Source organism: Ferrigenium sp. UT5 (assembly GCF_045866295.1).
In the GTDB taxonomy this organism is placed as follows: domain Bacteria; phylum Pseudomonadota; class Gammaproteobacteria; order Burkholderiales; family Gallionellaceae; genus Sideroxyarcus.
This window is the reverse complement of the sequence record NZ_BAAFRY010000027.1, coordinates 1-14,125: the sequence shown is the minus strand read 5'-3', so window position 1 is coordinate 14,125 and position 14,125 is coordinate 1. Positions and strand designations below refer to the sequence as shown.

General features: G+C 59.7%; 13 protein-coding genes and 1 tRNA gene. 9 read left to right on the top strand and 5 right to left on the bottom strand.

The window, feature by feature from the left end; translation table 11 throughout:
- Positions 1 to 220 precede the first annotated feature (220 nt).
- A tRNA-Leu gene (locus tag ACKTSJ_RS09875) sits at positions 221 to 305 on the bottom strand.
- An 84-nt stretch (positions 306 to 389) separates the two neighbouring features.
- On the opposite strand from ACKTSJ_RS09875, the gene queA reads away from it, so the two are divergent.
- The 6 genes from queA (at position 390) to ACKTSJ_RS09845 (ending at position 6,524) form a co-directional block, all read left to right on the top strand.
- Positions 390 to 1,412 carry a tRNA preQ1(34) S-adenosylmethionine ribosyltransferase-isomerase QueA gene (gene queA / locus ACKTSJ_RS09870; RefSeq protein ID WP_407899786.1) on the top strand — a complete coding sequence of 341 codons (1,023 nt, stop codon included), beginning with the start codon at positions 390 to 392 and terminating at the stop codon, positions 1,410 to 1,412.
- Between the two features lie 154 nt (positions 1,413 to 1,566).
- The gene (tgt, locus tag ACKTSJ_RS09865) at positions 1,567 to 2,673 is read left to right on the top strand and encodes a tRNA guanosine(34) transglycosylase Tgt (RefSeq protein WP_407899784.1); all 1,107 of its coding nucleotides are present in this window, start codon (positions 1,567 to 1,569) and stop codon (positions 2,671 to 2,673) included.
- An 88-nt stretch (positions 2,674 to 2,761) separates the two neighbouring features.
- Positions 2,762 to 3,085, top strand: coding sequence for a preprotein translocase subunit YajC (gene yajC, locus ACKTSJ_RS09860; RefSeq protein WP_407899818.1), 324 nt, complete (start codon positions 2,762 to 2,764; stop codon positions 3,083 to 3,085).
- Between the two features lie 34 nt (positions 3,086 to 3,119).
- Positions 3,120 to 4,931 carry a protein translocase subunit SecD gene (secD, locus tag ACKTSJ_RS09855; RefSeq protein WP_407899782.1) on the top strand — a complete coding sequence of 604 codons (1,812 nt, stop codon included), beginning with the start codon at positions 3,120 to 3,122 and terminating at the stop codon, positions 4,929 to 4,931.
- Positions 4,932 to 4,941: 10 nt separating this feature from the next.
- The gene (gene secF / locus ACKTSJ_RS09850; protein WP_407899780.1) at positions 4,942 to 5,874 is read left to right on the top strand and encodes a protein translocase subunit SecF; all 933 of its coding nucleotides are present in this window, start codon (positions 4,942 to 4,944) and stop codon (positions 5,872 to 5,874) included.
- On the top strand, positions 5,874 to 6,524 hold the full coding sequence (locus ACKTSJ_RS09845; RefSeq protein ID WP_407899778.1) for a DedA family protein: 651 nt from the start codon (positions 5,874 to 5,876) through the stop codon (positions 6,522 to 6,524). The genes secF and ACKTSJ_RS09845 overlap by 1 nt, the downstream gene beginning before the upstream one ends.
- On the opposite strand, the gene gluQRS is transcribed toward ACKTSJ_RS09845, so the two are convergent.
- Genes gluQRS through clpS form a run of 3 tightly spaced genes read right to left on the bottom strand, consistent with a single transcriptional unit; the run spans position 6,521 to position 10,049 of the window.
- Positions 6,521 to 7,510, bottom strand: coding sequence for a tRNA glutamyl-Q(34) synthetase GluQRS (gene gluQRS / locus ACKTSJ_RS09840; RefSeq protein WP_407899776.1), 990 nt, complete (start codon positions 7,508 to 7,510; stop codon positions 6,521 to 6,523). The two genes, ACKTSJ_RS09845 and gluQRS, sit on opposite strands and share 4 nt — an antisense overlap.
- Positions 7,488 to 9,746: an ATP-dependent Clp protease ATP-binding subunit ClpA gene (clpA, locus tag ACKTSJ_RS09835; protein WP_407899774.1), complete on the bottom strand. Its 2,259-nt coding sequence runs from the start codon at positions 9,744 to 9,746 to the stop codon at positions 7,488 to 7,490. The genes gluQRS and clpA overlap by 23 nt, the downstream gene beginning before the upstream one ends.
- Positions 9,747 to 10,049, bottom strand: a complete 303-nt coding sequence (gene clpS, locus ACKTSJ_RS09830) for an ATP-dependent Clp protease adapter ClpS (RefSeq protein WP_407899816.1) — start codon at positions 10,047 to 10,049, stop codon at positions 9,747 to 9,749.
- 233 nt (positions 10,050 to 10,282) lie between these two features.
- On the opposite strand from clpS, the gene ACKTSJ_RS09825 reads away from it, so the two are divergent.
- Entirely contained in the window at positions 10,283 to 10,486 is a 204-nt protein-coding gene (locus ACKTSJ_RS09825) for a cold-shock protein (RefSeq protein WP_013029103.1), read from the top strand.
- Positions 10,487 to 10,573: 87 nt separating this feature from the next.
- On the opposite strand, the gene ACKTSJ_RS09820 is transcribed toward ACKTSJ_RS09825, so the two are convergent.
- Positions 10,574 to 12,796 (bottom strand): NADP-dependent isocitrate dehydrogenase, encoded by a 2,223-nt coding sequence (locus ACKTSJ_RS09820; RefSeq protein WP_407899772.1) that lies wholly within the window; start codon positions 12,794 to 12,796, stop codon positions 10,574 to 10,576.
- Positions 12,797 to 12,865: 69 nt separating this feature from the next.
- Between ACKTSJ_RS09820 and ACKTSJ_RS09815 the strand changes: the two genes are divergently transcribed.
- Complete coding sequence (locus ACKTSJ_RS09815) at positions 12,866 to 13,408, top strand: rRNA large subunit pseudouridine synthase E (protein ID WP_407899770.1); 543 nt, start codon at positions 12,866 to 12,868, stop codon at positions 13,406 to 13,408.
- 362 nt (positions 13,409 to 13,770) lie between these two features.
- Positions 13,771 to 14,016 carry an NAD-dependent epimerase/dehydratase family protein gene (locus ACKTSJ_RS09810; RefSeq protein WP_407899768.1) on the top strand — a complete coding sequence of 82 codons (246 nt, stop codon included), beginning with the start codon at positions 13,771 to 13,773 and terminating at the stop codon, positions 14,014 to 14,016.
- The last annotated feature ends 109 nt before the right edge of the window (positions 14,017 to 14,125 follow it).

The window sequence follows — 14,125 nt, the reverse complement described above, 5'->3', positions numbered from 1 at the left end:
GTATACTTTTTCCGTGGTCTGGGCAGCTATTGCTGACTGGACAAGGCCAAGATCACCAATGCTCATGGTCTTCGATCGCACCGAAACATGACGCGATGACGGCTTCCCTTGTCGCGTACTCACCCGCAGGGCGAAGGGCGACAAGGAGGCGCTGTGCATTGTTTCACTTTAAGAATCTTGACTGCATTGATCCCCAGTTATTTTCTGGAGAAGCTTGATTTGGTGCCGGGAGAGGGACTCGAACCCTCACGCCTTGCGGCACCGGATTTTGAGTCCGGCACGTCTACCAGTTCCATCACCCCGGCATTGGGAAGGCCGCGAATTATCCATGAAACGCCCGTCGCCATCAACTACAATGCGCGACCTGATTTTTTATTTTCGTTGCAGGGATGCGCACCGACCAATTCGATTTTGCTCTGCCCGAACATCTGATCGCCCAGCACCCGCCCGCGCAGCGCGGCGCGAGTCGTTTGCTGCATGTGGGCACGACGGGGACCCAGGACCGCCTGTTTGCCGATCTGCCCGAATTGTTGCGCCCGCACGACGTGCTGGTGCTGAACGATACGCGGGTGCTGAAGGCGCGGCTGTTTGGCCAGAAGGAAACGGGCGGGCAGGTCGAGGTGATGGTCGAACGTGTGCTGGACGGGCATGAGGTACTGGCGCAGGTGCGCGCCAGCAAGACCCCCAGGACCGGCAGTCGGTTGCTGCTCGCCGATACCATCCCGGTGTCCGTGCTGGGGCGCGAGGGAGAGTTCTTCCGGCTGCGTTTCGATGCGTCGGACAGTGTGGAGGCGCTGCTGGAGCGGCATGGCAAGCTGCCGTTGCCGCCTTATATTACCCATGCGGCGGGCGACGAGGACGAGGAGCGCTACCAGACCGTGTTTGCGCGCGAGCAGGGCGCGGTGGCGGCGCCGACGGCGGGACTGCATTTCGATCAGGCCATGCTGGATGGCTTGCGTGCCAGGCAAATCGCCATCGCCTATGTCACCCTGCACGTGGGCGCGGGCACTTTCCAGCCGGTGCGTGCGGAGAATATCAGGGATCATGCGATGCACCGCGAGCGTTACCGCGTGCCGCAGGCGACGCTGGACGCCATCCAGCAAGCCCGGGCGAACGGCGGGCGCGTGGTGTGCGTCGGAACCACCAGCCTGCGCGCCCTGGAAAGTGCGGCGGCAGGCGGCGAGTTGCGCGCCGAAGCAGGCGAGACCGGGATTTTCATCACGCCGGGTTATCGCTTCCGCGTGGTGGATGTGTTGCTGACCAATTTCCACCTGCCGCGCTCGACACTGCTCATGCTGGTGTGCGCCTTTGGCGGCATGGAGCGGATGTTCGCGGCCTATGGCCATGCCATTGCGCAGGAATATCGCTTCTTCAGTTACGGCGATGCGATGCTGATCGAGAAAAAGCAATGAAACCTAAAAGCGTAATTGAGCCACGGATGAACACGGATGAAGCACGGATAAGTAGCAATCCTGCCGATATTATTCGGGAGGGAGGTCGCGTGCGGATGTCGCGGAGTTTTATGGGTGTTCATCCGTGTTCATCTGTGGCTGAAAGGGTTTTGGAATGAAATTCATGCTACACAACACTTCTGGCGCAGCACGACGCGGCACGCTGGAACTGGCGCACGGCAAGGTCGAGACGCCGGCCTTCATGCCGGTCGGCACCTATGGTACGGTCAAGGCGATGTCGCCGCAGGAGCTGCACGATATCGGCGCGCACATCGTGCTCGGCAACACCTTCCATCTGTGGCTGCGTCCGGGGCTGGAAGTCATCGAAGCGCATGGCGGGCTGCATCGCTTCATGGGTTGGGATGGTCCCATCCTCACCGACTCGGGCGGTTTCCAGGTGTTCAGCTTGGGCGAACTGCGCAAGATCACCGGCGGCGGGGTGGAGTTCCGTTCGCCGGTGAACGGCGACAAATGCTTCCTGTCGCCGGAAGAGTCCATGCGCATCCAGCGCGTACTGAATTCCGACATCGTGATGATCTTCGACGAGTGCACGCCGTATCCGGCGGACGAGCAGGTGGCGGGCGTGTCGATGCGGCTCAGCCTGAGTTGGGCGGAGCGCAGCAAGAAAGCACATGAGGGCAATCCGAATGCCTTGTTCGGTATCGTGCAGGGCGGCATGCACGAGCCTCTGCGCGATGAATCGTTGCGTGGCTTGACTGACATCGGTTTCGATGGCTTTGCCATCGGCGGCCTTTCGGTGGGCGAGCCGAAAGAGGACATGCGGCGCATCCTTGCCCATACCGCGCCGCAGTTGCCGCAGGACAAGCCGCGCTACCTGATGGGCGTGGGCACGCCGGAAGATTTGGTGGAAGCAGTGGGGCAGGGCATCGACATGTTCGACTGCGTGATGCCGACGCGCAACGCGCGCAACGGCCACCTGTTCACCCGCTTCGGCGATGTGCGCATCAAGAACGCCCAATATCGCATGGACACGCGACCGCTTGATCCGCACTGCACCTGCTACACCTGCCAAAATTTCAGCCGCGCCTATCTGCATCATTTGCACCGTCTCGGCGAGATCCTTGGCGCGCGGCTCAATACCATTCATAACCTGCATTATTACCAGGAGCTGATGCGCGACATTCGGGCTGCCATCGCGCTTGGGCAGTTTCCCGAATTTTCCGCTTCCTTCCAACACATGCGCAGCGGGCAGGGTCACTGAACGGTCATCCCTTCCATGCTAGAATGCGCGCCTTCGTTTTTCGCCCTGTATATTTTTGGAGAGTAATCAAATGACTTCGATCACCGAATTGTTCATCAGCAACGCCTATGCCGAAGGCGCGGCCGCCCCCCAGGACGGCGGCATTATGGGGTTTCTGCCCCTGATCGCCCTGTTGGCCGTGTTCTACTTTCTCATTCTGCGGCCGCAGCAAAAACGCGCCAAGGAACACAAGACCATGATCGAAGCGCTGCAAAAGGGCGACGAAGTCGTCACCGCTGGCGGCGTGCTGGGCAAAGTGACCAAGGTGGGCGATGAAAACGTGGCGGTTGAGATCGCCGACAACGTCGTGGTGCAAGTGCAGAAAGTCGCCGTGCAGATCGTGTTGCCCAAAGGTACGATCAAGCCCCTTTGATTGATCGCATGACCCACGCAAGCAAGGTACTGCCATGAACCGCTATCCGCTTTGGAAATATCTGCTGATCCTGATTTCGATCGTGATCGGTCTGGTGTACGCCCTGCCCAACCTGTATGGCGAATCGCCTGCGGTGCAGGTGCTGCCCCTGCGCAGTCATCTGAAGGCAGATGCCGGATTGCTGGCGCGCGTGCAGACTGCCTTGCAATCGGCGCAACTTGCGCCGGACGCGCTGACCCTCGATGCCGCCAGCGTCAAGGCGCGTTTTATCGACACCGACAGCCAGCTCAAGGCCAAGGATGTATTGCAGGCCGCATTGGGCGAAGACTATGTGGTCGCGCTCAATCTGCTCTCGCGCTCCCCGGCCTGGCTGACAGAGATGAACGCGTTGCCGATGTATCTGGGCCTTGATTTGCGCGGCGGCGTGCATTTCCTGATGCAGGTCGATATGAAAGCGGCGCTGGACAAGGCGCTGGAATCGAACGCCAGCGATATCCGCAGCACCTTGCGCGAGGCGAAGATTGCCTATTCCGGCGTGACGCGCGATAGCGAGACCATCACCACCCGCTTCCGCGAGGCCGAGGCCCGCAGCAAGGGCGAATCCGAGCTCAAGCAGCGTTTTGTCGGACTGGAATTGCAGCAGCGCGAAGCAGGCGGAGAGTATCTGCTGGTTGCCAGGTTGAAATTGCAGGAACAGTTGCGCATCCAGGATTCCGCGTTGCAACAGAATCTGGTCACCTTGCGCAATCGCGTGAATGAACTCGGCGTGGCCGAGCCGGTGATCCAGCAGCAGGGCGCGGACCGCGTCGTGGTGCAACTCCCCGGAGTGCAGGATACCGCGCGTGCCAAGGATATTCTGGGGCGCACCGCCACGCTGGAAGTGCGGCTGGTGGATGATGAACACCAGATCGGTGCCAATGGTGTTGCACCCTTTGGTGCGGAAGTGTTCCGCGAACGCGACGGTACGCAGCTGCTGGTCAGGAAAAGCGTGATTCTCACCGGCGAGCGCATCAACGACGCCCAGCCTGGATTCGATAGCCGCAACAACGAACCGGCCGTGCATATCAATCTTGATCCAGTCGGCGCGCGCAAGTTCAAGGAAGCCACGCGCGAGAACGTGGGCCGTCGCATGGCGATCATCCTGTTCGAGAAGGGGCGCGGCGAAGTGGTTACCGCGCCGGTGATCCGCGAAGAGATCGGCGGTGGTCGCGTGCAGATCAGCGGCCAGATGGACACCAACGAGGCGCAGAACATCGCCCTGCTGCTGCGCGCCGGCGCGCTGGCCGCGCCGATGGAAATCATCGAGGAGCGCACCATCGGCCCCAGTCTCGGTGCCGACAACATCCAGCGCGGATTCAATTCCACCAAGATCGGCTTCATCCTGGTCGCCGTGTTCATGATCGCCTACTACCTGATGTTTGGCGTCATTTCCGTTCTGGCCCTGGGCGCTAACCTGCTGTTGCTGATTGCCCTGTTGTCGATGATGCAGGCCACGCTGACCCTGCCCGGCATGGCGGGCATCGCCCTGACCCTGGGCATGGCGATCGACGCCAACGTGCTGATCAACGAGCGTATCCGCGAGGAACTGCGCGCCGGGCTGCCGCCGCAGATGGCGATCCACACCGGCTACGAAAACGCATTTGCCACCATCCTCGACTCCAACATCACGACGCTGATCGCCGGCATCGCCCTGTTCATGTTCGGCTCCGGCCCGATCAAGGGCTTCGCCGTGGTGCTCTGTCTCGGCATCCTGACTTCGATGTTCAGCGGGGTGATGGTGTCGCGCGCCATGGTTAATCTGTTCTACGGGCGTCGTGCGCGTTTGCACAAAGTCGCGATCGGTTAAGGGGAACAGCATGGAATTTTTCCGCATCAAAAAAGACATCCCCTTCATGAGTTGGGGGCGCTACACGACCTCCATTTCGCTGCTGACTTTTCTGTTCGCGGTGTTCTTCCTGGCAACCCGGGGGCTGAACTTCGGCGTTGACTTCACCGGCGGCACGGTGATCGAAGTTCACTATGCCGCCCCGGCAGAAGTCAATCGAGTCCGGGAGGAACTGGCGGGGATCGGCCTGCAGGATTCCCTGGTGCAGAACTTTGGCAGCACCCAGGACGTCTTGATCCAGGTCCCGCTCAAACAGAACAAGATCGGGGCCAACCTGTCCGAGCGCGTGCTGGAGACTTTGCGCGCGCACGATGCCGGCGTTGAATTGCGCCGCGTCGAATTCGTCGGGCCGCAGGTCGGCAAGGATCTGGTCGAGAACGGTGCGATGGCGCTCCTGTTGGTGAGCCTGGGCATTGTCGGTTATCTGTGGCTGCGTTTCGAATGGAAGTTCGGACTCGCCGCGATCATTGCCAACCTGCACGACGTGGTGATCATCCTGGGCTGCTTCGCATTCTTCCAGTGGGAATTCTCGCTCTCGGTACTGGCGGCGGTGCTGGCGGTGCTGGGTTACTCGGTGAACGAGTCGGTGGTGGTGTTCGACCGGATCCGCGAGAACTTCCGCAAGATGCGCAAGACCGAAGTGACCGAAATCATCGACAACGCCATCACCCGCACCATGAGCCGCACCATCATCACGCATGGCTCCACCCAGTTGATGGTGCTGGCGATGCTTTTCCTCGGCGGCGAGACGTTGCATTTCTTCGCGCTGGCGCTGACCATCGGCATCCTGTTCAGCATTTATTCTTCCGTGCTGGTCGCCAGCCCGCTGCTGCTGATGTTTGGCGTGTCGCGCGAGGACTTCATCAAACCGGAAAAGACCGAGGCCGAAGAGGTTCTGCCTTAATGGAGTTGCTCTCCGGCCTCATCGATATCGTCCTGCATCTGGACGCGCACCTGCTTGCGCTGGTGCAGGAATACGGGATGTGGGTGTATGCCATCCTGTTCTTCATCATCTTCGCCGAGACCGGCCTGGTGGTTGCGCCCTTCCTGCCCGGCGACTCGTTGCTGTTCGTGATTGGCGCGCTGTGCGGGATGGGATCGATGCAGCTGGAAGTGGCGCTGCCGCTGCTGGTTCTTGCCGCCTTCATGGGGGACAACACCAATTACTGGATCGGGCGGCTGCTTGGCCTGCGTCTGCTCAACCGGGCCAGTCCCCGCCTCATCAAGCCCGAACATCTGGAGAAGACGCACGCGTTCTATGCAAAGCACGGTGGCAAGACCGTCATCTTCGCGCGCTTCCTGCCCATCATCCGCACTTTCGCGCCGTTTGTTGCCGGCATCGGCACCATGGACTATCGCAAGTATGTGATGTTCAGCATCACCGGCGGCGTGAGCTGGATCGGCAGTCTGATCCTGGCCGGTTTCTTTTTCGGCAATATCCCCGTCATCAAGGAAAATCTCACCCTGATGATTCTGGTCATCGTCGCCGTTTCCTTCATTCCTGCGCTCATCGAGTTCGTCCGGCAACGCCGCAATCGCAGGAACGTCGGCTAGGCCGGGAACGTCCGGATTCCAGCCAGCCGTTGCGGCTGCCAGTTTTTCACCGCCCATTTCAGCACTGTCCGCACCTCGCTGCCCGCCAGGCTGGCAGGCGGCCGCTGATGCAGAAAGTCGAGCACGCGCAACAGCGTCGCCGTCGCGTGTGAGCAATCCACCGGCGCGGCCAGCGACTGCTTGCTCAATTTCTCGCCGGCCCCGTTCACCGCGACAGGCAGGTGCATGTAATGGGGAGTGGGCAAGCCGAGCCGCTGTTGCAGGAAAATCTGGCGCGGCGTCGAATTGAGCAAATCGGCACCGCGCACCACGTGCGTGATGCCCTGAAACGCATCGTCCACCACCACCGCAAGTTGATAGGCGAACAGGCCGTCGGCGCGCTTGACCACGAAATCGCCGATCTCGCTTTGCAGCTGTTGCGTGATACAGCCTTGCAAGGCATCGTCGAATGTGACGGCATTTCCCCCATCCCTACTCTTCCCCCGGGGGGAGGAGGGCTTGTCTTCCCTCTCCCATCTGGGGAGGGATTGAGGGTGGGGGTAATCTGTCCGTACTCGCCAAGCCCGCTCCTCTCGCCCCTCGGGTATGCCATCGCGGCAGGTGCCCGGATAGACCGGGCCCTCGATGCCATGCAATGCCGAATCGGATATTTCCTTGCGCGTGCAGCAGCACGGATACGCCGCGCCGCTTTCTTTCAATCGCTGCAACGCGGCTTCGTAAGCTGTCGTGCGCTGGCTCTGGTAAATGACTGGCTCATCGCTGACCATGCCAAACATTTCTAGCGTATGCAAAATGTCGTCCGCTGCTCCCGGCACGCAACGCGGCACATCAAGGTCTTCCATACGCACCAGCCAGGTGCCGTGATGGTATTTTGCGTCAAGATAACTGCCGATCGCGGCCACGAGTGAACCGAAGTGGAGGGGGCCGGTGGGGGACGGGGCGAAGCGCCCCCTGTACAAGACGTCAGGCAGGTACGAATTCCTCATCAAACGCCAGTGTAACTTTGCCATCCTGCACGTCCACCGTGACCTTGCCGCCGTTCGCCAGCTTGCCGAACAGCAGTTCGTCGGCCAGCGCGGAACGGATGGTGTCCTGGATCAGCCGCGCCATCGGGCGGGCGCCCATCAGCGGGTCGAAGCCGTGGTCGGCGAGGTAATCCTTGAGTGCATCGGTGAAATCGGCTTCCACTTTCTTTTCGTGCAGTTGTTCTTCCAGTTGCATCAGGAACTTGTCCACCACGCGCAGGATGATTTCCTTCGAAAGCGGCGAGAAGGAAATGAGGGCATCCAGCCGGTTGCGGAATTCCGGCGTGAAGAGGCGCTTGATATCGGCCATCTCGTCCCCGCTCGAGTCGTTCTTGGTGAAACCGATCTGCGTCTTGTTCAGCGTTTCCGCCCCAGCGTTGGTGGTCATGATGATGACCACGTTGCGGAAGTCGGCCTTGCGCCCGTTGTTGTCGGTGAGCGTGCCGTGATCCATCACCTGCAACAGGATGTTGAAGATGTCCGGGTGTGCCTTTTCGATCTCGTCCAGCAGCAACACGCTATGCGGTTGCTTGCTGATCGCTTCGGTCAGCAGTCCGCCCTGGTCGAAACCGACATAGCCGGGCGGTGCGCCGATCAGGCGGGACACGGCATGACGCTCCATGTATTCGGACATGTCGAAGCGGTGCAGCGGCATGCCCATGCTGTAGGCGAGCTGGCGCGCGACCTCGGTCTTGCCGACGCCGGTGGGGCCGGAGAACAGAAAGCTGCCGATCGGTTTTTGCGGATTGCCCAGGCCGCTGCGCGACATCTTGATGGCGCGGGCGAGGGCGTCGATGGCCTTGTCCTGACCGAATACGGTGGCCTTCAGGTCGCGGTCGAGATTCTTTAGCGTGTTGCGGTCGTCATGCGATACGGTGCGCGTGGGGATGCGCGCGATCTTGGCGATGATCTCCTCGATCTCGTGTTTGCCCACCAGCTTTTTTTGCCGCGACTTGGGCAGGATGCGCTGGGCCGCGCCGGCTTCGTCCAGCACGTCGATCGCCTTGTCCGGCAGATGGCGGTCGTTGATGAAGCGCGCAGACAGTTCGGCGGCACTGGTAATGGCTGCCGCGCTGAATTTGATGCTGTGGTGTTCCTCGAAACGCGATTTCAATCCCTTCAATATCTCGATGGTCTGTTCGACCGAAGGTTCAGCCACGTCGATCTTCTGGAAGCGGCGCGACAGGGCGGAATCCTTTTCGAAGATGCCGCGATATTCCTGATAGGTGGTGGCGCCGATGCATTTCAGCGTTCCGCTCGACAGGGCGGGCTTGAGCAGGTTGGAGGCATCCATGGTGCCGCCGGACGCCGCGCCGGCACCGATCAGGGTGTGAATCTCGTCGATGAACAGGATCGCATCGGGCAGGTCTTTCAACTCCTTCAACACCGCTTTCAGGCGTTGCTCGAAATCGCCGCGATATTTGGTGCCCGCCAGCAGAGCGCCCATGTCGAGTGCATACACTCTTCCTGCGCGCAAAATCTCCGGCACATCGCCTTCGGTGATGCGCCGCGCCAGCCCTTCGGCGATGGCGGTCTTGCCCACCCCGGCTTCACCCACCAGCAGCGGATTGTTCTTGCGCCGGCGGCACAGGGTCTGGATCACCCGTTCCAGTTCGGTGGCGCGCCCGATCAGCGGGTCGATCTTGCCGGCGACCGCTTGGGCGTTAAGATCAAGGGTGTAGTTGGCCAGCGCGCTGTCTTCCCTTGCCTGCTGTTCTTCCTCGGCTTCGCCCGGCGTCTTTTGCGGGACGGACTGGGCGTCAGCCGTCTTGTTGATGCCGTGCGCGATGTAGTTCACCACGTCGAGCCGGGTGATGGCGCGCTGGTTGAGGAAATACACCGCATGCGACTCTTTCTCGCCAAACAGCGCGACCAGGATATTGGCGCCGGTCACTTCTTTCTTGTTGGTCGATTGCACATGCAGGATGGCGCGCTGGATGACGCGCTGGAAGCCCACCGTCGGCTGGGTGTCCACTTCCTCCACGCCGGGCACCACCGGGGTATGGGTCTCGATGTGCCGGCTCAGTACCGCGCGCAACTCTTCCAGGTCGGCGCCGCAGGCGCGCAACACGTGCGCCGCCGACGGATTGTCCAGCATGGCGAGCAGCAAGTGCTCGACGGTGATGAATTCATGCCGCTTTTGCCGGGCTTCGACGAAGGCGAGGTGCAGGCTGACTTCCAGTTCTTGCGCGATCATTCAGTTTTCCTCCATCTGGCAACGCAGCGGATGCCCGTGTTGTGTGGCGTAGCCTGTGACTTGTTGTACCTTGGTTTCCGCGATGTCTTTCGGATACACGCCGCATATCGCAGAACCCTCATTGTGCACTTTGAGCATGACCTGCATGGCCTGTTCCGTGCCCATCGCAAAAAATACCTGCAACACCTCGATGACAAACTCCATGGTGGTGTAATCATCGTTCAGCAGCTTCACCTTGTACAGTCTCGGCGATTTGGTCGTGCTGCGTTCGAGTAGAGTTACATTTTCCTGCCGGGTTGCCATCGTTGTCATTGTCGCGCTGTATTTGATTGCATATTTGACGATTAACGTGGGTTTTTCAACCCTGTTGTGAAAATAAAGAAAATAAACACTTGACGCAGTGATTCCAAGTGGGTTACAAAGCGCGCGGGTGTTTGAATCAAAGTATCTGCAGTACTGGTTTTGCCATGCGCGATCTTGGGTTTCAAACAATTCAGCGGGCAGCCCACCCGTATTTTTGTAAGGAAGTTAATAGCATGGCAAACGGTACAGTCAAATGGTTCAACGACGCTAAAGGTTTCGGTTTCATCACTCCCGATGACGGCAGCGAAGACCTGTTCGCGCACTTCTCCGCGATCAACATGAGCGGCTTCAAGTCGCTCAAAGAAGGCCAGAAAGTGACCTTCGAAGTTGTTCAAGGCCCGAAGGGCAAGCAAGCCTCCAACATCCAGGCCGGTTAATTCCAGTCTGAAGTGTGACAAAAAGCCCGCCACGAAAGTGGCGGGCTTTTTGTTTGTCGTGCCAAAGTGGTCAGTGGCCGATTTGCTTCAAATCGCGGCCAGCACGGCATTGAACGTCGCACTCGGCCGCATCGCTCGCGAAACCTTGTTGAAATCCGGATGGTAGTAGCCACCCATATCGACCGGCTTGCCCTGCGCCGCAATCAACTCCGCGTTGATCTTTGACTCGTTGTCCGCCAGCGCTTGGGCCATGGGGATGAAGCGCGTCTGAATATCTTTGTCCCGGGTTTGCGCGGCCAGGGCCTGGGCCCAGTACAGGGCGAGGTAGAAATGGCTGCCCCGGTTGTCGATCTGTCCGACTTTGCGCGCAGGTGAGCGGTTGTTCTCCAGAATTCTGCCGTTGGCCTGATCCAGCGTCTCGGCCAGCACCTGCGCCTTGGGGTTGTTGAATTTCTGCGCCAGATGCTCCAGCGAGACGCCCAGTGCGAGGAATTCGCCCAGGGAGTCCCAGCGCAAATAGCCTTCCTGCTGGAATTGCTGCACGTGTTTCGGTGCAGAACCGCCGGCGCCGGTTTCGAACATGCCGCCGCCGGCCATCAACGGAACGATGGACAGCATCTTTGCGCTGGTGCCCAGCTCCAAAATCGGGAACAGGTCGGTGAGGTAGTCGCGCAGCACGTTGCCGGTGACGGAGATGGTGTCTTTCCCCGCGCGGATGCGCTCGATCGAAAGCTGGATCGCGGCCTCCGGCGTCATGATGCGAATATCCAGACCGGTGGTGTCGTGATCCCGGAGGTATTTTTTCACCTTCAGGATCATCTGGGCATCATGTGCCCGGTTCTCGTCCAGCCAGAAGATGGCGGGGGTGCCGGTGACGCGAGCACGCGCGACGGCCAGCCGCACCCAGTCGCGGATCGGTGCATCTTTGGCCTGGCAGGCGCGGAAGACATCACCTTGTTCGACCTTCTGTTCGAGCAGGGTATGGCCGGCGGCATCCACGATGCGCACGGTGCCGTCCGCCGGGATTTCAAAGGTCTTGTCGTGGGAACCGTACTCTTCCGCCTGTTGCGCCATCAGGCCGACGTTGGGCACGCTGCCCATGGTGCGGGGATCGAACGCGCCGTGTTTCTTGCAATCGTCGATCACGACCTGATAGAAACGCGCATAGCAACGGTCGGGAAGCATCGCCAGGGTATCGTACGGCTTGCCGTCGGCGCCCCACATCTTGCCGCCCTCGCGAATCATGGCGGGCATTGAGGCATCCACGATCACGTCGTTTGGCAAGTGCAGGTTGCAGATGCCCTTGTCCGAATTGACCATGGCCAGCGGCGGGCCGTTCTTGATGCAGTCGGCGATATCGGCCACGATGGGCGCACGCTGGGCTTCCGGCAGCGCCATCACTTTGGCTTCCATGTCGCTGAAGCCGTTGTTCGGGTTGACGCCGATCTGTTTCAGCAACGCGCCGTGCTTGTCGAACACCTGCTGGAAGAATACCGACACGGCATGGCCGAACATGATCGGGTCGGATACTTTCATCATGGTGGCTTTCAGGTGCAGCGACAGCAGCACGCCCTCTTTCTTGGCGGCGGCCATCTGTTCGGCGTAGAACCGGCGCAGGGCGCGGCGGCTCATCACGCAGGCATCAATGATTTCGCCCGCCTGCAGCGGCAACTTTTCCTTCAACACCGTGATGGTTCCGTCGGCGGCAACCAGCTCGATACGCGCGTCCCTCGCGTCCGCCAGGGTTACGGATTTTTCGCTGCCGTAGAAGTCGCCGGCGTTCATGTGTGCGACATGCGTCTTCGAGCTGGCACTCCAGGCGCCCATCTTGTGTGGATTGTTGCGCGCATATTGCTTGACCGAGGCGGCGGCGCGGCGATCCGAGTTGCCTTCGCGCAGCACCGGGTTCACTGCACTGCCCAGCACTTTGGCGTAACGCGCCTTGATCGTTTTCTCGCTATCGGTTGCCGGATTTTCGGGATAATCCGGCACGTTGTAACCCTGCGCCTGAAGTTCCTTGATGGCGGCCTTCAATTGCGGCGGCGTCGCGCTGATATTCGGCAGCTTGATGATATTGGCTTCGGGTTTCTGGGTCAGCGCACCCAGTTCGGCCAGGTCATCCTTGATTTTCTGCGCGGGCGCCAGATGTTCCGGGAAATTCGCCAGAATGCGGCCGGCCAGGGAGATGTTCCGGGTTTCAACGGCAACCCCGGCCGCCTGGGTAAAGGCCTGCACAATCGGGAGCAGAGAGTAGGTCGCCAGAGCCGGTGCTTCATCGACCATCGTGTAAATAATCTTTGGGCTTATCATGGTTTTCTCGTGTTGATTGAAAGGTGTGTGTGGAACTGCAAACCCTGCTGAAAAATCAAGGCTGTCGATATGAGCCGAATCCTGCTGTTCAATAAACCCTACGGCGTGATCTGCCAGTTCGGCCGTGACGGACTGCATCCGACGCTGGCGGATTATATTCCTGTTCCGGCCGTTTATCCGGCGGGCCGTCTCGATACCGACAGCGAGGGGCTGCTGCTGTTGACCGATGACGGAAAGTTGCAGCATCGCATCACCGACCCGAAACACAAACTGCCCAAGACCTATTGGGTGCAGGTGGAGGGTATCCCCGAGGAAACCCACTTGCAGCAGTTGCGGCGGGGCGTAAAGCTCAAGGACGGCTTGACCTTGCCTGCCGAGGCGCAGTGGCTGGATGAGCCGACCGGACTGTGGCCGCGCGATCCGCCGGTGCGTTTCCGCAAAACCATCCCGACCAGCTGGATAGCGCTCACGATTCGCGAAGGACGCAACCGGCAGGTACGGCGCATGACGGCGGCGGTGGGCTACCCCACCTTGCGCTTGATTCGCTATTGCATCGGTGACTGGACTCTGGATGGTCTGACTTCCGGTGCGTGCGCTGTGCGGGAGGCGTGAAAAGCGCTGTCTCGTGCGCAGATATTCAGGTTTTGGATTGAATCAGGCTGTCGAATAATCGTCGGCCGTTGTTCATATTTTGACAGCAAGATACGGCGCAAGCGCGGCGGGGCCGGTAACGGATTGGCTTGCAACGGTGTCGGCGTAATGTGCATCCATGGCATAATTGTTGCTTTGAAACCGCTGCTAGAGAAGAAAAGAAAAGAAAAGAAAAGAAAAGAAAAGAAAAGAAAAGATAAAGATTGGTCGACTTGTGAAACGTGGGTATTCGAGGGGCTTGTTCTTGCATCGTATTCATTCCCGCGCGAGTCCGAATTCTTGGAAATTGAACGCAGATGCGGTTGGCGCGGAGTTGAAAAGAAATGAATATTTTGGTTGTGGGTGGAGCGGGCTTTATTGGTTCGCACAGCGTGGAAGCCTTGCTGGCCGACGGGGCGAAAGTCCGTGTGCTGGATAATTTTTCAACGGGAAAGCACGGCAATCTGCCTGCGCATCCCAGTCTCCAGATCGTTCGTGGCGACATTCGCGATGCGGAAACAGTCGCTCAGGCGATGCTCGGTATCACGCATGTGCTGCACTTGGCGGCGCAGGTGTCGGTGCCGGCCTGAGCCTGTCATAAATTTTGTGTTTGAGGCATAACATGCAACCTGAAAGGAACATGTATGCCAAGCAAAACGAGCAAGAAGCAAGCTGCGGTTCTACCGCGCATTCCGAAGG

Coding starts and splice junctions, on each gene's coding strand:
- secF (WP_407899780.1), top strand. CDS start 4,942: ATGGAATTTTTCCGCATCAAAAAAGACATCCCCTTCATGAGTTGGGGG.
- ACKTSJ_RS09815 (WP_407899770.1), top strand. CDS start 12,866: ATGAGCCGAATCCTGCTGTTCAATAAACCCTACGGCGTGATCTGCCAG.
- ACKTSJ_RS09845 (WP_407899778.1), top strand. CDS start 5,874: ATGGAGTTGCTCTCCGGCCTCATCGATATCGTCCTGCATCTGGACGCG.
- gluQRS (WP_407899776.1), bottom strand. CDS start 7,510: ATGAGGAATTCGTACCTGCCTGACGTCTTGTACAGGGGGCGCTTCGCC.
- ACKTSJ_RS09810 (WP_407899768.1), top strand. CDS start 13,771: ATGAATATTTTGGTTGTGGGTGGAGCGGGCTTTATTGGTTCGCACAGC.
- ACKTSJ_RS09825 (WP_013029103.1), top strand. CDS start 10,283: ATGGCAAACGGTACAGTCAAATGGTTCAACGACGCTAAAGGTTTCGGT.
- clpA (WP_407899774.1), bottom strand. CDS start 9,746: ATGATCGCGCAAGAACTGGAAGTCAGCCTGCACCTCGCCTTCGTCGAA.
- ACKTSJ_RS09820 (WP_407899772.1), bottom strand. CDS start 12,796: ATGATAAGCCCAAAGATTATTTACACGATGGTCGATGAAGCACCGGCT.
- queA (WP_407899786.1), top strand. CDS start 390: ATGCGCACCGACCAATTCGATTTTGCTCTGCCCGAACATCTGATCGCC.
- clpS (WP_407899816.1), bottom strand. CDS start 10,049: ATGGCAACCCGGCAGGAAAATGTAACTCTACTCGAACGCAGCACGACC.
- tgt (WP_407899784.1), top strand. CDS start 1,567: ATGAAATTCATGCTACACAACACTTCTGGCGCAGCACGACGCGGCACG.
- secD (WP_407899782.1), top strand. CDS start 3,120: ATGAACCGCTATCCGCTTTGGAAATATCTGCTGATCCTGATTTCGATC.